Source organism: Emticicia fontis (assembly GCF_054779675.1).
The window spans coordinates 480868-499196 of sequence record NZ_BAAGXU010000066.1; the positions used below are offsets into that span (position 1 = coordinate 480868).

The following is an 18329-nucleotide window of genomic DNA, read 5'->3' on the forward strand; positions in this document are numbered from 1 at the left end:
CTTCTTATCTATATAAAAATCTCTGATTTTATAGCCAATCATTAAAGGGAACTCTAAATTTGACCATAAAACCAGAGAAACTAAGATTCGTTGATTACTCTTTCACTATCTTTTTCAACGCTCGGCCTTTATTAGTTTGTATGTCGACAAAGAATATCCCCTTTGCTAAATTTGATGTATCAAATTTATCCTGCTTGTTCTGGCTTTCATAGACTTTCTTTCCGGCTATATCATAGATAGTTACTTTTTCAAGTAAAATACCTGACGGAAGAGATACAGATATATGGGATACAATAGGATTCGGGAATATCTTTATCCCTTTTGTCCATTGTTCTTCTACTGACAATACCATTAATTCAAAAACATCAGACATAGCTGAGGCACAGCTTTTATCAGGGTTCGCTATTTCTACACTATATTTCCCATTCTTTTCACTTAAATAGGTAAAAGATGTGGCTCCCGGAATCTTTACTCCATCAAGATACCATTGGTTTCCACTGATGGCGCTTGATCTTAACAGGAATGGATTAGTGGCGTCTGAAGTAATCGTAGCCTTTTTAGGCAATACGCAAAACTCCACTATTATTTCTGAGGCCGCCAGATATTCATCGTTACCTATCTGCGTAGCTTTTACTATTACCTTTCCAGCCCCAGTGATTGTAAGTGTATTATCCTTTATAGTAGCCGGGCCTGAAACTATTGAAAATTGAGCCGGCAAACCAGAACTCGTGGTTGCCACTAGCTGAAAAGGCGCATCACCTACTGTTTTTGATGGTAAAGCGTTAAAGCTGATTTGTTGCGTTTGCTTTACTTTTACTTCAAATGAAAACTCGACATTCTCGGCAGGTTCAAAATTTTCATTTCCTTCCTGAGAAGCTCTCACAACTACCTTACCTGGTTCTTTGCTAAGTACAACCTTATTATCAGAAATAGTAGCTGGCCCTGAAATAATAGTAAAAGATACAGGCAAGCCCGAAGTAGCTGTAGCACTTAGAACAAAAGGGGCAGAATTAATATACTTAACATCTACCGCATCTGTTTTTATTGCCTGAGAACGTACAGTGCCTTTCTCGTCATAAATAAAAATACCATTAAATAGAGTAACTATCCATAATCGATTAGAGCGATCGAAGCTCATCTCTGTAATATTTTTGTTATTCGCTTCTAATGGTATAGGTGTTTTACTTAAATCTACCCATTGATTATCTACATATTTCAACAGCTTAGCATGGTCTCTCCCATCACTAAAAGTAAGATAAGGGATATTATCTTTATTGAATGTCATAGAAGGATAGCTAAAATAGGAATAACCCGCCGGATTCATTGAGGTAAAAGTACCATCCTTTGTAAATTTCAGAATATTGTATGGGGTTATTAACCAGATATTACCTGCTTTATCAGGAAATACCCCCTCTGTATAATACACCAGATTTCTATCAATCGGATAGGATACCCATTGATTACCTACTAATTTTGCTAATTTACGACTATCAGCACCCCATATATTACTTTCTGAATCCACAAGTAAAAAAGGTGGGTCAGTAGTATCAAAAGGCGCTCCTTCCAATTGGCTCCAGTTTTTCCCATCATATTTGCATAAAACCATTGGTAAACTATTATACTGGCCCAGTAACGTATATATGTTATCATCCTTATCAGCAACAACACCTGAAAGCAAATTGTTGAAAGGAGAATCTGACTCATCAAATATTGTAATTTCCTGATTATTGAACTTCAATAATCTTTCACCATTAACGGCCCATAAACTTCCTTTACCATCAACAGTCATAGCCGCTATGCCCTCTTCCAACGCTCCTCTTGTAGTAAATATATCATGGTCTTCTGTCCAGTTTATACCATCAGTCAGCTTTGCTCCATTAGCTCCAATCCATATTTTGTTATTCTGAGGGTTCATATAGAATGAATTGATATAGGTCCATTTCCTCAAAGGGCTATTAAAATCATTAATCAACTTCCACTTACTCGATTCAGTACTATTGCTTACGGTAGTAAATGAATTATTCACCCATACAATATCCGGATTAAGCGCGTCTCTTACTCTATAGTAGTATTTTGTATCAGGTTGTAGACTTAAATTACCTTTACCCAAAAAAGTAGAGAAGCCTATTTTGTTCATTTCATTGAAGGCATATTGTTGAGAAATAACATTGGCTGAGAAATCTTTTTGTGTAGAAACCTGCAATTCTGTTTTTCTATCGACATGAGTTTCGCTACTTTCCCAAGAAAATACCGTATTCGTAGGTATATCTACCGCCTGATCATTCGGATAGGCTCTTAATAATTTTACTCCTTTTTCAAAAGTATGATATTTTGACCACAGACTATAACCAGCACTATTTTTTGCCCTCACCCGCCAATATAGTTTACAATCAGGTTGAAATCTATATTTATACCTATCCTCATATATATCAATACTTACAGAGGTTTCAGTAGTTTTTATGATATTGTAGTCTCTTGTGCCGAAATACCTTAGAGAAACCTCATCAATCAATTCTATTTCATACTCAGTAGCTGTTAGAGAAGCATAAAAAGAAAGATTAGCCGTATTAATATCCTTTGCACCATTCAATGGACCTTTTATGACAGGTATAGGAGGTAAATCAGTCATTTTATCGGTGGTGAATTCTCCAATTTCTGACCAGTTACTTTCGCCTTTCGTATTACGGGCTTTTACTCTCCAATAATATTTGGTTTCCGGTTTAAGATTATACGCCTGAAATTGATTATAGGCTAAGGTAGAATCGTTTACAACTGAAGAAAAATTGGCTGTTTCAGAAACCTGTATACGATATTTATCTGTAGTGCTGCTATAATTCCAGTTCAGAAATGGAGTCAATGGCAGATTAGTTAACTGAAGATTTTCACTAGCTATCGCCGGGTTGGCAGGGACATTATTGATAATAGGGAATCCATAAACGTCTTCTGCCCAACCTTTCATCAACTCAATACATAAAGGATGGAAACTAAGCTTCCTGTTCCCACAATAGCTCATCACCGTGCCAATACGGCTCTGCGAAGATTCATAGTCCATACAGCCTTCTTTAATACCATTTTCATAGGAGCACCAATCGATAGGACCTCCGGGCCAAAGACAACTATGTGTATGCGGTGAACCCAGATTATGGCCTATTTCATGTGCAATGGTTAATACAGCCGAGGAATAATTAGCAAAACCAGTAGAGGCTACTCCATAACCAAGGTATCCAATTCCGGCAGCACCTCTATCAACATTATCTGTTTTTAATAAATGAACAAGGTCTCTTTTTACTTCCTTTTGTGAGATAGTTGCCCAATACTGATCCAATTCACTAAGGTTAGTATACGCTCTGTTTTCCCAGAATTCTATATATGAAACTGTGATTTTAATGCCTAGTTCTTTCTCATACAATGCCGACACTTGAGAAAACAATTCATAAACTCTGTTTCTGATAATTTCTTTATCACCCATATAGAAGTCAAACAGCGTTTTGTCAACACTTACAGCAATCAGACATTCACGCATTGGAAAGTCCTTTGTTCTAAGTTTGCTGGTATTTTTCAACGCAATCTTTTTCATCATTTGCATGATTGCCTCAGTCGATTGCGCGTCTTCTATTGTACCGCAAGTAGGTACATCAGGGAAGTTCTTCTGTGCATTCAACACATTGAAACCTAACAAAAAAAAAGCTAATAGCGAGTAAATTCTCTTCATAAAAAGGAGTAGTAGTAATGTGTTAGGAATAAAATTCAGGTAGCCTACATTTGTTGGAATGCTCAGATTTTAGTTCAACAGCTGTTTTTGATAAAAATCAAGTAGAAAAGTCTTAGCACAACAATAGTTTCAGCGTGTAAAAATACACATTTTTAATTATTGTTTACTTTCTCCAAATAAAAAATGTGCCAATCCTGAAATTAAGAATGGCACATGTTTCTCTAATTTTAGTATTTAACAGCTATTGAGTAGCTTCCTTCCTTCAAATACTCCTTCATTTCTTTCTAACCAATGGCACCTGCAAATTGATAGGTCTGTTTTCTGGCTTATCAAATGGCCTGCCATCTACGTTTTTGCTGCCGTTGAAAAACAAATCGTTGTAGACATAAATCAGGTCATAATCTATATAAATATCACCCGCTGTAAGACCAAAAGCCGGAAAGGATTTACCTTTTACATCCTGCATGCGGTTTACTTGCCAAGGGTCTAAACCTTCGGCCGGGAATTTATTGATGGCGTCTGCAAAGCCCTGATGCAGGGGCGTCACTTCATAAGCTGTATCAGCTACATAATCTACTTTTTGTGCGCTTTCAGCAATCGGGTGCGCTCCCTGCCAGCTCAAATGCCCTTAGTTTCAATTTTTACTAAAGGCACTTTAGCATTAGCGTCAGCATAGTTGGTTACCACACATTCAAAGGTATCACCAGACCCATACTTAAAAACTCTGGTAAGGTAAAAAGGCTGAATATCTCCGGCAGCCGATTTGGTAATACTGGGTCTAACTTCGGGCGTAATACTCACCCACTCTCCGCCATGAATAAAGGCTTTTATCGCTTCCATGGTCATGTCTTTTTGTGTTTAAACTGTTTTGATGAAGCAATTTCTTATCTTTGTCTAAATCAGACAAGTAGTCAGTGTTTTCGACCCTAGTACATTTTTTTAGACCAATGGAAAAAACAGCCGCTTCAAACCGGAGAAAGAATAAAGATTTTAATCCGCACAATTGTCCGGTAACCCATTTTCTGAACCGGACAGGTGGCAAGTGGAAGGTGCTGATTATCTGGCTGATCAACAAAACTACAACCGTTTCAGCCAGTTAAAAAAAATCATCCCCAACATCAGCAAGCAGATGCTGGTAAACCAGTTGCGCGAACTGGAAGAAGATAAAGTTCTTGAGCGCATCATTTACGCCGAAATTCCACCCAGAGTAGAATACAAACTTACGGAATATGGCGAATCATTAATGCCTGTTATTTACACCATGCAGGCATGGGGCTTGAAAGATATGGAGAAGCAAGGCGAATAATTTACTTCTCCATCTCTTATTTATGCTCAAAGAGAATATAAACTCCCTCTACTGATACGCCTTTCTTTGCGGGCTTAAAACCATGTTTCTCATAAAAAGCTACTGCGCTTTTGTTATTTTCCAGACATTTAAGCCCAACCGGAGGTTTTAGTTTTTCGAGTATAGCTTTTAAGAGTCCGGTTCCTACCCCATGCTTTTGATAATTAACATCTACGTACAAATGATGAATAAAATTATCCGGCAGATAGGCTGAAACAAAACCTACAACTACATCATCTATATGCGCTACTAAGGTATATTCTCCCGCAGTATCGGTATCAAAAGCAGATAGTTGGTAATCACTGGTATCGAACCAGGTAAAGGTTGCCTGGCGAACTTTTAAGTATAGCTCACGCAAGGCAGGTAAATCATTGGCTTGAAGTTCTGCGACTCTTACTATCAAAATACTATTCTTTTTAGGTGCTAAGGAGGTGATTAAGTGTTGTGGCAAATCTATTATGCTTTTCTCAATTTGTCAACTACCTCCAATCAAGATTACAAGAAATTTAAACACTATTCATTTTTTAGCGTTATTTTCGTAGATATACATAACAAAATATGCACGAAGAAACATTGAAAGAGATAGCCCGCCAGTTGAAGCAACCGCATGGAGAACACGCTATCGAAGTAGGAGAAAGAATGAATAAGGGAAATCAGTTCATGAACGTCTGGGCCATTAATAAGCTCAATGCACAAGCCAATGAAGTAATTCTTGAAATAGGCATGGGCAATGGCTTCTTTGTAAAAGACATTCTTAATTCAGCCCACTCTATTCATTATATTGGCTGTGATTTTTCGGAAGAAATGGTACAGGCAGCTATCCAATACAATCAGGAATTTATCAATAATCATCAGGCTAAATTCTTTCTGGCTTCTGCTGATGCTTTACCATTTGACTTGCCTACTTTCAATAAAGTTTTTACTGTAAATACGCTTTATTTCTGGGAAAATCCGCCACAAGTACTTAACGAAATAAAAAGGGTCTTAAAACCGGAAGGGCAATTATTGATAGCTATCAGGCCCAGAGAAATTATGGAACAATATGCGTTCACACAATTTGGTTTTACAATGTATTCTAAAGAAGAGTTGTGTACGCTTCTGGCAGAAAATGGTTTTGAAGTAGTAGAAGCTATAGAAGAACAAGAACCTGACCAGGAAATCAATGGCGAAACCGTCTCTGTCGGTTCTTTAATTGTGTTGTCTGAAAAGGCTTAGTCGTACTCAAAGGCCCAATCTGTTCAAAATATTCTCTTATTCACTGCATCGGTTTCTACGAATAAAATCAAAGCTATTATTTTTCTTGGTTAAACCTAAGCCTAGCCTTACAGTCTAATAAAAACTTTTGTTTTAAGAACTCAATCCTCTTTTTAGAAAAGCCTCATTTAAACCAACGAAAAATTTCATGAAACAACTATCCACTGCAACGCTACTATTACTTGTTATTACATTCTTTTCGTGCCAGCCTAATGACCCTACTCCAATCAATTACGATTTTTCTTCGGTTGATGCTTTTATAGAAGAAAATGCCTCTGTATATGCCAATCAGGTAGTGGTAATGGTATTGCAAAATGGCAAACTGATTTATAAAAAAGAGCATAATATGACACCAAATGATGCCAAAGCTATTGCTTCAGCTTCCAAATGGCTATCTGGTGCTGTGATTATGTCCTTAGTTGATGAAAGCAAGCTTTCATTGAATGATACCGTCGGCAAATACTTACCAATATTTACCAAATATAAAAAAGGGAATATTACAATCAGGCAATTATTCTCCCATACTTCAGGATTCCCTGGTGATTCTCCTGAAGGCTATGAGTATAGCACCTCTCTTTCATTAGCGCAAGCCGTTGATTCTTTAGCTGTTCACACAGCCATGATACATATACCTGGTACTACGTTTAACTATGGAAGTATTGGTATGCAAATCGGTGGAAGAATTGCAGAGATTGTATCAGGCAAAGCCTGGCAGACACTTTTTAATGAAAAAATTGCGACACCCTGTAATCTGGCCGTTACTTATCTTTCACTCCGAAACCCAATTATTGCCGGCGGAGGTTATACTACTGCCGAAGACTATCTGCATTTTCTGGAAATGATTGCCAACAAAGGTACTTACCAATCTAAAAGAGTATTGAGCGAAAACGCGGTTGCTGAAATGTTGAAAGACCAGACCAATAAAGCTACAATTGAAGGTACCCCATACCCCGCCAATCCTTATTCCGTTTATAAAAATACAGGTATCAGATATGGTATCGGCAACTGGTTAGATGTAGTAGATACCAATGGTGTTGTATGGGAAACCAGTAGTCCAGGTTTATTTGGTAGTCATCCATGGCAGGATAGCAAGAATCATCTGGCAGGCATTATTTTTACGAAGACTGACCCTAAATTAAGTAATATGATTAGTCTACAAATCAGAGAAAAAATAAGGAATATTGTGGAAAAGAAAACCAATTGACAAATCCCTATTTAAATCTATGCAATCAGTACTCATTACAGGTGGAACCGGAACATTAGGACAGGAAATAGCAAAACAACTCCTTAAAAAAGGTTATGTTGTCAATATATTAAGCTACAGAGAAAAACCAGAGATAGACTTTTTCACTAATATCATTCGAGGCGATTTAACTGATTCAACCAGTTTAGGAGAAGGCATTGCAAGTTCAGATATTATCATTCATTGTGCTAGCAATCCACGTAATGCACAGGTAGTAGATATAGAAGGCACAAAGAATTTATTAGCTCTTTTGGATGGTAATAATTGCAAGCATTTTATCTACATATCTATTACAGGCGTAGATAAAAGTGATTATCCTTATTATCAGACCAAATATGCAGTTGAAAAATTGATTAAAACTTCTGGTCTGCCCTACTCTATCTTGCGAGCTACACAATTTCACGATTTGGTATTATATAGAATCATTCAGGTCTTTGACCAAGGCATTGGCAGGTCTATACAAATACCGGCTAATATGCAATTCCAATCTATTGATAAAATAGATGCTGCGGCAGCTATAATTGACTTAATAGATAGAAAGCCTATTAATACTATTACTACTATTGGTGGGCCAGAAGTACTTACATTAGAAGCAATGATACAAGCCTACTTTGCTCAATCAGGTAGAAGTGAAGATATAGAATATGTTGAGCCAGCTATGGCGTTTCATCAGGTATTTACAACTGGTATTAATTTATGCCTCGAAAATGCTGTGAATGGGATAAAGTGGGAAGAGTATTTGAAGAATATTTATGTATGACAATTTCCCAAATTGTCCCTGTAGCGTCTGCACACATAAAACAAAGCGGACTATGATGACTCATAATCCGCTTTTGTTATATCAAGCTAATCAATATTAGTTAGGATATCCCGGGTTCTGTGGTTTCAGGTTCGGGTTGTTCAACATTTCTTGTTTACCCAATGGCATCAATAAATGTTTATCTGCCAAAGCTTGTTTAGAACTTGGGTTAACGTGTCCTACAAAGTTATCGAAACCGTTTGTTGCTTCATTGTATACTTTTCTCAGACGCACCATGTCAAACCAGGTGATACCTTCATAGCATAGTTCATGCCAACGCTCTCTCCAAACTGCTTCTCTGAAAGAGTCTTTAGAGTAAGTACCCAAAGCAGGAGTAGTCAATTGTGCTCTGTCTCTAATTCTTTTGAAAGCGTCATAAGCACCTTGTGATGGGCCGCCTACTTCGTTTTGTGCTTCAGCATATGTTAACAATACCTCAGCATAACGAATCAACGGTACGTTCAGGTTATTGTTACGAGAACCTGCTACACCCGGGCCCCCATTGGCAGTTATGTTAAAGTGCTTGAAGATATAAGGAGCGCCTAACTCAAACGGAGCACCGTTACCGTTGGTATAATAAGAGGTATAGAAATATCCCTCCTGATTTTTAGCGCGAAGGTCACCTTTCTCAAACGAGTTATAGAACTGCGGAGTCGGAACAGTACTACCTGTACCAGATGGGCCATTGTAAGTAACCGGTTTAAAGTTAGGATACATATTATCCATTGGGTTACCCGCAACTGTTGTATTGTACTGAACCATGAAAATATGCTCTACCGTATTTTTCAGGCTTTCCTTATGTACATCGTAGTATGTAGGGAAAAGGTTGATACTTGACGGATTTGCATTTGCATACGTAATTACCTCGTTTGCTTTATCTGCTGCTAATTTGTAATGAGCCGCTCCCTTATTAAGTGGAAAGCCCGCCATTGTTAAATAAACCTTTGCCAATAAAGATTTTACGGCAGCAGTAGAAACACGACCATTTGAGTTCATCCAGGCTAAACCTGCACCTTCAGCGGCTGTCAGGTCGTCAACAATCAGCTTATAAATCTCCTCTTGTGGAGCTCTGCTTGGGAAAAAGTCTTCTGAAGAGGCTGTTTGAGGCTTAGTAACCAACGGAGCATCTCCCCACAATCTTACGATATAGAAATAAGCCCAGGCGCGTAAAAATTTCGCTTCTCCTAATATTCTATTTTTCTGGGCTGCATCCATTGGCGTGATAGGTGGTACTTTCTCCAATACCTGATTTGCCTGCGCAACTACTTTGTATAGGCCATTCCAATAGTTAATTACGTGTTGCGTATTGCCATCATAAACCAGACCATACAGGTTATTCAAATCTGAATTCTGCGCTGTTTCGGTAGTAGAAGTACCTGTAGGGGCTTCTAACAACTGCCAGGTAGATGAGAAAATACCTGCACCATCATAAATTATACGCATATCAGCATATGCTGAAGCAATCGCTGATTCGGCATGATCTGGAATGGTATAAAAACTGGTTGGTGTTAAGTTAGAAGGGGCATTCTCTTTCAGGAAATCGGAACAGCCAACGGCACTGAACAGGATAGCTCCGCTGACGAATATTTTGCTAAAGTTTTTTAATATATTCAATTTCATATTCAAAAATTCTTTAAATTAATTAAAATGTAAGCTGTAAACCTGCCATGTAAACTGTTGGTTTAGGATAGTTGTGCCACATCATCCCTTGCGAGAATGCGCTGCTACCATCACCCTGGTTGGTTGGTGTTACCTCAGGATCCTGAATAATCTTATCAGTTAATAATAAGAAGAAGTTCTGAGCAGAAGCATACACTCTTAAACGGCTTAATTTTAGTTTGTTAACTACACTACTAGGGAAATTATACCCTAACAATAGGTTTTTACCACGTAAGAACGAACCATCTTTGATCCACCAGCTATCTACGTTTGTCACATATCCTGCTCTTGTATCACGAATCTGTGCAATCATTGAGCTCTGGTTAGTAGGAGTCCATGCGTTTAATACAGAAGAGTAGCTGTTCGCTAAAGCCTGACGGTCTTCACTTGCATGAAGGTTCATCATCATTACATCGTTTCCTAAAGAATATTGCAATTCTAATGTCAAATCAAAATTGTTGTAGCGCAACGTGTTAGTAAATGCACCCCAAGCTAATGGGCTTCCATTACCGATAATCGAACGGTCAGCATCAGTGATAGCGTTGTCTCCATTCACATCTTTGTACTTAATATCACCAGGTAGAATAGTCAAACCATTTCTATAACTGGTAAATTTAGCTGCTTGCTCTCTTTCTGCTTCGCTCCATACACCCAGACGAGTTAAGCCCCAGAATGAACCAACTGGCTCGCCTATACGAATGATGTTAGTCTGGTTAGTAAAGTTAGGACCACCTACTCCGAAGATATCAGATGGGGTTGCCAAAGAAAGTACTTTGTTACGGTTAAATGAGATGTTGAAGTTACTTGTCCATTGGAATCCTGCTCTTTCAATATTTACAGTGTTGATAGCAAATTCAACACCTTTGTTCTGCATTGAACCTACGTTCTTTCTGATTGTTGCATAACCACTTGTACGAGGTACAGGGGCATCTAATAACATATCAGTAGTTTTTCTGTAGTAATAATCTGCTTCGATTGAAACTCTGCCTTTGAATAAACCTAATTCGATACCTACGTCAGTTTGTGCAGTTTTTTCCCATTTCAAATCAGGGTTAGCCAAACGGCTGATACCTGTACCTGATACTCTCGTATCGCCAATAACGGCAGCATAGGTAGAGCTTAATAATGACAATGAAGAATATGGAGGGATTTCAGAGTTACCAGTTAAACCAAAACTTGCACGAAGTTTCAAGTTTGAGATAACAGAGTTTGTTTTCAAAAACTCTTCATCTGATACTTTCCAAGCTACTGCAGCAGATGGGAAGAATGCGAATTTATGGTTTTCTCCAAATTTAGATGAACCATCCGCACGACCTGTTACAGTAAACAAATACTTGTTCATTAAAGTATAGTTGATACGACCGAAATACGAGTTGAAGGCATTTCTTGATGCATCAGACTCAACCTGAGGGTTGGTACTACCTGCACCTAAGTTATTGAAGCCAAAATAGTCGGTTGCAAAACCACGTACAATTGAAGCAATTCTGAAAAAGTCTGTTTGTTGCCAGGAAATACCTGCTAAAGCTGTTAAAGAGTGGTTCTCGTTGATTTGCTTAGTATAAGTCAGGTAGTTTTCCAATGACCAGAAGCTTTCTTTTCTGTTACGTGCAGACGCTGTACCTTGCGCACCGATTTCAAGTGTTCTGGTGCTTGACTCGTTTTGTTCCTGGGTCAATACGTTGATACCCAAAACCGTACGCATTTCTAATCCTTTGGCGAAAGTAATGTTTGAGTACAAGCTACCTGTAGTAGTTTGAGTATTCAAAATATACTTACGACCCATCAAACGGTGTACCGAACTCATTGTACCTTCTGCAAAAGGATAGTCTCTGTTATTAGCATAAGTACCATCTTCATATTTTACAGGCAAGAAAGGAAAATCTTCCACGATTTGTCTCGCTACAGCATCATTGATGTCGGCCAATCTTTCTGTCTGGTTATTATAAGCTAAAGTACCACCGATTTTCAACCATGATTTAATCTGGTCATCAACAGTGAAACGCGCTGAATAACGCTTCAGATAGGTAGTTTTTACTAAACCCTGATCATCACGGTAACCTAATGAAAGTGCATATTGTGCACGGTCGTTACCACCTGTGAAACCTAACTGATGGTTTTGTGAAAGTTTGTTTTGCGTAGCTTCTTTCAACCAGTCGGTATCATATTTCGGATTGCCATTCGCATCAAAAATTCTTGGGTCAGTACGACGCAATTTTGGGTTCAGATACGCCCATTTTCCTGCTGCCCAACCAACGGGGTCAAATTTCTCCATATTGGCCCATGCCAAATCTTCAGTTGCCAGATATTCTTTCGCATTCAATACTTCCGGTCTGTTTGGTCCGATAGTGTTCACGCTTAAGTCTGTGCTGTAAGATACCTGGCTTTGGCCCGCTTTTCCTTTTTTGGTTGTAATCAAAATTACACCATTAGCACCTCTTGCACCGTAGATAGCTGTAGACGAAGCATCTTTCAATACTTCTACTGATACGATATCATCAGGGCTGATGTAATCAATAGCCGAGCTAAATTGTGCTTGGTTTCCTTGTGGAAGCATTACACCATCCACTACATACAACGGGTTGTTAGAAGAGTTGATTGAGCTAAAACCACGGATACGGATATTTGCTCTACCACCCGGGCGACCAGAGTTAGTATTTACCTGTACCCCTGCCATTCTACCAGATAAAGCCTGATTAAGTGAAGTAGAAGGACGCTCTTTTAATTGCGCCTCTCTCACTGAACCAACTGCACCTGTCAAGTCAGATTTTTTCAATGTACCGTAACCAATTACGATAGTTTCGTTCAAAGTAGTTGCAGAAGCGGTAATTGCCACGTTGATTTCTGACTGGTTACCTACTGCTACTTCTTTTGTCTCGTAGCCAATATAAGAGAATACAAGCGTAGCGCCATTGACTACACTAACTGTATACATACCTTCGCCATCTGTAATTACTCCTTTTGTAGTTCCTTTTACGCCAACTGTAACTCCAGGCATTCCTGAGTTATCACCGGCATCCGTCACCTTGCCTTTAATTGTTCGTTCTTGTGCGTAGATTATGCTCAAACTCATAAAAAGCATAAGCATGCTCAATAGGTACTTTTTTCCCATAGTAGAATTGTTGTTTTTGTTAATAAATACGAATTTAATTTAAGGGGACAAAGACATAGATAAAGGTTAGAGACATCTATGAAGTTGAAGATCTTATAGTTGTTATGGATAGAAAAAAGCATAGGTAAATACTTCTAAGTCGCGGGTTATAAAATTAGGGCAATATGAAAATGTCTGTAAAACAACATAAAACATCGGCAAAATGCAATATGGTTTATTAAAAAAATTTTTAATGTTATATTTTTTATTAAAATTTATTAAAAAACAATGATTTAATGGCTGTATTCATAAAAGCTTGATTAAGGTTTAAGTGATAGAAAAATGCTTGTCGCAAGGCAACAAGCATTTTTTTTATTAACCTAATTTTATTCTAAAGAATAAAAAGTTTTTACGAAAGAGGCTCGCTGAAATCGCAAGTCTTTCAGATGAAAGATTGTTGTTTCATTCAATGATTCATTTATGAATATTTTTATTTCAACTTTAATTTTTCCGATGCCCAAAATTATAAATGAAAAATACAGTATTGGTTGAATATTATACCGTCAGGCTTATATAGTCGATAAATCAGGTAGAATTTCAGGATAGGTACTTACTGAAGAAATTATATTTTCTATATGTCAATCATTTATGGATACTTGGTATTTTTTTTAAATAAACCATTAAATGACTAAAAATATGAAAAATAGCTAATTCATCGTCGTTGACATAAATGCGCTTAAACTCGATGGAATGATTTATTGATTACGAGCAAATTGACATTTAAATTTACGCTGGCAATACACTAAGCTTACTGCTGAAGATAGCCGTTTTAATACGTTTTTTGATCCAGTTGACGTTATTCAGATTAAATCAATATAAAAGAGTATTCGGGTCGCAATTATAATGGCAAATTGGTAAGATAATCATACCCGAACAATTGCATATCTAAATACTTTTTGAGGACGCGAAAGCGCCAATGCTCGTGGCCCTGGTAATGTGGGAAAATATTAAATATACTTACAACCAGGAAAAACATCTCATTGACCAGGACGTGTATTGAGGCTTTTGCCACTAAATCCTCAGAAATTGATAAAATAGATAAGGAATTGAGAGCATTAAAAGTCAAATGATTCTATTAAAATCCCCTATTCTCTTATCTATTCTATCAGCACATTCCATTGATTTTCAATCTTCACTTTTCAAAGATTTCTACTCATTTTCAATGATAATTTACTTCCCGCACCCTCCAATATAGGCTCTGAAAGTACTGCCATTCTGGGCTTCAAAGCCTGCCAGCAGGGTTATAGAATTACCTGCATTCATAGTTACGACAGACGCAGGTAAAACCTTGGTAGCAGTGTTGTTCTGGGTAAGAATTACAGTAGCGGCATCATACTTACCCGCTGGTATACTACCTGATAAAGTCCGGTTATTCGGGCAGGGGTCTCCAGTTTCCTGCACCAGTATATTATCTAAAAAGAGCCTGTTTCCATTCCCTCCTACATCCTCAAAAACTATCTGCACGGCTCGCCCGGCAAAGGCTGATAAATTAATGGTCTCCTTTCGCCATTGGTTACAGGCCATCGGTGTAAACAAAGAAGTCTGGTCAGGAGCAGTGGCGAGAGTGCTCCCGGCTTTATCATAAACGAGTTGTTGCGTACCATCGCAGGCTACAACCCATACACGCAACTGATCAAACTTGTTGGCATCATAGCGGGCATAAGCCACATCAAAAGTGAGTGTGGCTACATCCATATTTGTCATGTCAATGATGCGTCTTAATCGGTCTATCCTGCCTGTATTATCATTGGTGCGGTTATCAATCATGGCCGAATTGGTATGACAGGTGGTACTCTGGGTAGTCCAGGCAGTAGCATCATTGTTCAGGTTCTGGTTAATCCAGTTAGCCAGATTCGATGTAAAGTTTTCGTTCACGGCCTCCGCAATCTGCTTATTAGCATCGTTAGGATAAGCATCATAAATATCCTTTACGCCATCATTATCAGTATCTATTAGCTTGATATGATTCAAAAGAGTGGTGAGCGCCTGCGGTGCATTGGTTGGCGAAGTATGTCCTGCCTGATTCAAAGTACTTTCGCCATGGCATGAGGTACAGGTTCTTACTTCTCCCGGTCTGGCACTTAGCCATAAACGCTCACGTACGATTCCCTTATTGTTCTGATCAGTCAACTCCCACGTAAGAGCCCGTTTAGCAGGCACTACCATAGCCGCTGAGCCATCTGCATGAATATTGGCGCTGCCTTGTGCGCCTGTTGTCGGTGGGTTATATAACATAGCAGTTGGGTCATGCAGAAACTGTGCGATATTACGTCTACCAGCTTTGGGTGTGTTAATTCCGCCAATACCCCGAATCTGGTCTGCTTGCAAAAATTGCAGGTGTTTTACCTCATAAATTGTGTTCGGATAAGCCGGATTAATCGTCTGATGTGCCGAACCGAAAACTTTCAGATTAAAAGGCTGTTGCTGATCTGCATCATCACGGCTGGTTACATCACGGATAGCCAGAACTGCCAGATTATTCCGGCGAAGGAATTTACGAAAATCATGCAGGTTTACTCCGGCAGCTGTAAAAAGCGCCTGTTCTGATGGTGCTACGTGTTCTGGGTTAGTAGTGGGGTTTGTCGGGCGAGGTCTTGCCCTTACTTCTATGGGATATGTTTCCCACAGCACGCCGCTAAAAGTCATCATTTCGTCAGGACTCCACCAGGAAACAGTTTTTGAGATACCTGCACCGGTTAAGGCTGAAGCGTTCGCTATAAAATAGCCACTTGCCGTAGAATCCAGTAGTCGGATGCGGTAATCATAGCGACTGATACGGGCCGTTGCAGTTCCTATATTCTCATCATGTTTGGGCGAATGCGAGTGTGCCGCAATCAGCCTGCCATCAGAGAGTGGAATTGGGTTACGATACATCCCTGAATGATTAGGCGACGGGGTATTTGAATCGTCGGCCGTTCTGGTAGCTGGATGTGTGACATACTGAAAGGTAATTTGTTCAGGATGCCTGCCCGGAGGTGCATTTACTTTTACTACCATCCCCGAGCCATGTGTGCCAAATTCGGGCGCTTCAATGCCATAATAAATACCAGGCTTTACAGGTGACTCATGAATATGAAACATCCCCCGAATGGGTGTCGGACTAATGGGTGTATAAAAATCGTGCAGATTAGGGTCATTCGTAAAGTTCTGAGTCATATAATTACCCATTTCATGACGCCCTAAGTGATTGAGGATTTCCAGTTCACTTCCATCCTCATTCATCATCCATGGATTAAATATATTGAAATTCTGCGGGTTTGTGTTCGCCCATTGAGGCAATGCCAATAAATCATCACGACCCGGGCGGGGCTCTGGAAACACTTCTTTATCAGGAGCATTCTCTGATTTTGTGGCCCCTGCTGTTTCATCCGAATAATTAAATGTACCATAAACTGGTGCTTCTGTGGCATCGGCATCGGCCTGTTGGTCACGTTGCAGGTGATCCCATCTGGTAAAAATCACACGGCCGGCATGATCAATGATAGGTGTAAAATCACCTGAAGGCGAATGCGTAAGCAAATCAAGCCCATCAGCCATCGAACAAGCCTTAGGATCAAGCCGCCAGATGCCCGTTACAATAGGTGAAGATTCATATTCATCATGTTGTGGATATAAATGCGCCGCACCATTACGAGGGCGATCTGATATAAAAAGGATGCGGTCATCAGTACCATAAATGGGCTGCACATTGTTATAGTTTGTCGGCTGATTAGGTACTTTTGTGATTACAGGTGTTTCGTTTTCTCCCAAACCTGTCATTTCGTAAATCTGCCAGAAATAGGTTCCGTATTGATACCTCGTTGTAGAAGAACCAATCACCATACTGAATATGATTTTGGTACCATCCCAATACACGGCAGGATCACGTACTGCTATGGAAGTTGCTCCCTGAAAACCTGTTTGCCCATACCCAGCGGCCTGAGTGAGATTCTTTAATGTTCCGTTAGGATAACGGATATACAAGTCACCTCCTCTCGGAGCCGATTCAGTACTACCATGATGATTCCCGAATGTTTCTAAAGAGGTAGAAAAACCAATAGGTTCAGGAATTTGCGTACAGAAAACAATCGGATTCGGCAATATTTGTGCCCTTACAAATAAAGAAGTAATAAATAATAGGCTGAATGTAAAAGCTCTTTTCATGGTTTGTTAATTGAATGCTTAGGAAAAACCGGCACTAAAGTTTATCTATTTGTATGAAATTGTTTAAAAAACAGCTGGATTTCTTACTATTTTTTTACTTAGTGGTAATTTCGTAGCCGTATGTTAAGTTTAGGAAATTTCCGTAATTGATTTCAGACGATAAAGCCTAAATACCCGCATCAGAACTATGAGTTATCGCGTATTCTTCTAAGACGGATACACACGCTTAAAGCATCATGCTGATGATTTTCTCATGGCTTAAATTCTCATCAAAGCAACAATACAGGAAAATCAAAATCAATCACGGTTTGCCGTGATTTTATAGATAATTAAGGCTATAAACTAATCACCCATAGCTATTTTATTTCCCGATATTGTAGGTATCCCCCGTTTGTCTTACCCAAATTCAGACTGATTTTTCGCAAACCACCCTTGTCTTTCTACAAAAAGGTTCCCACCATAAGGGCACTTTTTGAGTAATCTTTTCCAGTCCTAATTTAATAGTTGGTACTTTTACAGAATCCTCAATCAAAAAGGTAGTCACCGTAGCGTCTACCTTTTTTCCGGTTCCAATTGAGTGGAATTACCTTGACCAACTCCCAAATTACCTGCCGGCAAGTATAGCCAATCATTCTTTCAAACAGACATTCGGTTTCATTATATTCAGGTTTATAGTCAGTAATGTCTCTGTTACCTGTATTGTGCTTGTAGCTCTTTCTTTTTTCTTCGGCCATGTCAATAATTGTGATAATGTTAAGTTTCCAACTCAACTGGGCGTTCTCTAAATTTCCGGCTTTATAGGGTACTTTCAAAGGATTTTGGGAGCTTTTTGGTAGAATCATACTGTTATACCTCACCCTAATGGTATCTACTGGTGCGAAGCCAGCCAAAACGATGCATTTTAAAAGGCAAGCAATAATCCTGAATAACTTTGGTGTTAAATATCCTTAAAACAGCATTGAGCCTATTCATAAGTAACCGAACTCTCAGTAAGTTTGCCTGAGAAATAAACCATTCCTATTTAAA

General features: G+C 38.9%; 13 protein-coding genes. 5 read left to right on the top strand and 8 right to left on the bottom strand.

All coding sequences use genetic code 11. The features are described 5' to 3' along the window. Positions 1-94: 94 nt before the first annotated feature. The 3 genes from ACYVFA_RS27425 to ACYVFA_RS27435 all read right to left on the bottom strand — a co-directional run bounded on the left by ACYVFA_RS27425 (position 95) and on the right by ACYVFA_RS27435 (position 4552). Positions 95-3712: a M12 family metallo-peptidase gene (locus ACYVFA_RS27425; protein WP_460475061.1), complete on the bottom strand. Its 3618-nt coding sequence runs from the start codon at positions 3710-3712 to the stop codon at positions 95-97. 274 nt (positions 3713-3986) lie between these two features. Continuing rightward, positions 3987-4334, bottom strand: coding sequence for a hypothetical protein (locus ACYVFA_RS27430; RefSeq protein ID WP_460475062.1), 348 nt, complete (start codon positions 4332-4334; stop codon positions 3987-3989). Continuing rightward, complete coding sequence (locus ACYVFA_RS27435) at positions 4331-4552, bottom strand: hypothetical protein (protein WP_460475063.1); 222 nt, start codon at positions 4550-4552, stop codon at positions 4331-4333. The genes ACYVFA_RS27430 and ACYVFA_RS27435 overlap by 4 nt, the downstream gene beginning before the upstream one ends. Before the next feature lie 107 nt (positions 4553-4659). Between ACYVFA_RS27435 and ACYVFA_RS27440 the strand changes: the two genes are divergently transcribed. After that, the gene (locus tag ACYVFA_RS27440; protein WP_460475064.1) at positions 4660-4812 is read left to right on the top strand and encodes a hypothetical protein; all 153 of its coding nucleotides are present in this window, start codon (positions 4660-4662) and stop codon (positions 4810-4812) included. Next, positions 4755-5018, top strand: coding sequence for a winged helix-turn-helix transcriptional regulator (locus tag ACYVFA_RS27445; RefSeq protein WP_460475065.1), 264 nt, complete (start codon positions 4755-4757; stop codon positions 5016-5018). The genes ACYVFA_RS27440 and ACYVFA_RS27445 overlap by 58 nt, the downstream gene beginning before the upstream one ends. Before the next feature lie 16 nt (positions 5019-5034). On the opposite strand, the gene ACYVFA_RS27450 is transcribed toward ACYVFA_RS27445, so the two are convergent. Continuing rightward, the gene (locus tag ACYVFA_RS27450) at positions 5035-5508 is read right to left on the bottom strand and encodes a GNAT family N-acetyltransferase (protein WP_460475066.1); all 474 of its coding nucleotides are present in this window, start codon (positions 5506-5508) and stop codon (positions 5035-5037) included. Between the two features lie 107 nt (positions 5509-5615). On the opposite strand from ACYVFA_RS27450, the gene ACYVFA_RS27455 reads away from it, so the two are divergent. The 3 genes from ACYVFA_RS27455 to ACYVFA_RS27465 all read left to right on the top strand — a co-directional run bounded on the left by ACYVFA_RS27455 (position 5616) and on the right by ACYVFA_RS27465 (position 8314). After that, positions 5616-6272 carry a class I SAM-dependent methyltransferase gene (locus ACYVFA_RS27455; RefSeq protein ID WP_460475067.1) on the top strand — a complete coding sequence of 219 codons (657 nt, stop codon included), beginning with the start codon at positions 5616-5618 and terminating at the stop codon, positions 6270-6272. 187 nt (positions 6273-6459) lie between these two features. Continuing rightward, positions 6460-7515 carry a serine hydrolase domain-containing protein gene (locus tag ACYVFA_RS27460; protein ID WP_460475068.1) on the top strand — a complete coding sequence of 352 codons (1056 nt, stop codon included), beginning with the start codon at positions 6460-6462 and terminating at the stop codon, positions 7513-7515. A gap of 19 nt (positions 7516-7534) precedes the next feature. Then, positions 7535-8314, top strand: coding sequence for an SDR family oxidoreductase (locus ACYVFA_RS27465; protein WP_460475069.1), 780 nt, complete (start codon positions 7535-7537; stop codon positions 8312-8314). A gap of 96 nt (positions 8315-8410) precedes the next feature. On the opposite strand, the gene ACYVFA_RS27470 is transcribed toward ACYVFA_RS27465, so the two are convergent. The 4 genes from ACYVFA_RS27470 to ACYVFA_RS27485 all read right to left on the bottom strand — a co-directional run bounded on the left by ACYVFA_RS27470 (position 8411) and on the right by ACYVFA_RS27485 (position 18145). After that, positions 8411-9973, bottom strand: coding sequence for a RagB/SusD family nutrient uptake outer membrane protein (locus tag ACYVFA_RS27470; protein ID WP_460475070.1), 1563 nt, complete (start codon positions 9971-9973; stop codon positions 8411-8413). A 22-nt stretch (positions 9974-9995) separates the two neighbouring features. Further along, positions 9996-13097, bottom strand: a complete 3102-nt coding sequence (locus ACYVFA_RS27475; RefSeq protein ID WP_460475224.1) for a SusC/RagA family TonB-linked outer membrane protein — start codon at positions 13095-13097, stop codon at positions 9996-9998. 1233 nt (positions 13098-14330) lie between these two features. Beyond that, positions 14331-17303, bottom strand: a complete 2973-nt coding sequence (locus ACYVFA_RS27480) for a 3-coathanger stack domain-containing protein (protein WP_460475071.1) — start codon at positions 17301-17303, stop codon at positions 14331-14333. Positions 17304-17827: 524 nt separating this feature from the next. Then, complete coding sequence (locus ACYVFA_RS27485; RefSeq protein ID WP_460475072.1) at positions 17828-18145, bottom strand: hypothetical protein; 318 nt, start codon at positions 18143-18145, stop codon at positions 17828-17830. Between the last annotated feature and the right edge of the window lie 184 nt (positions 18146-18329).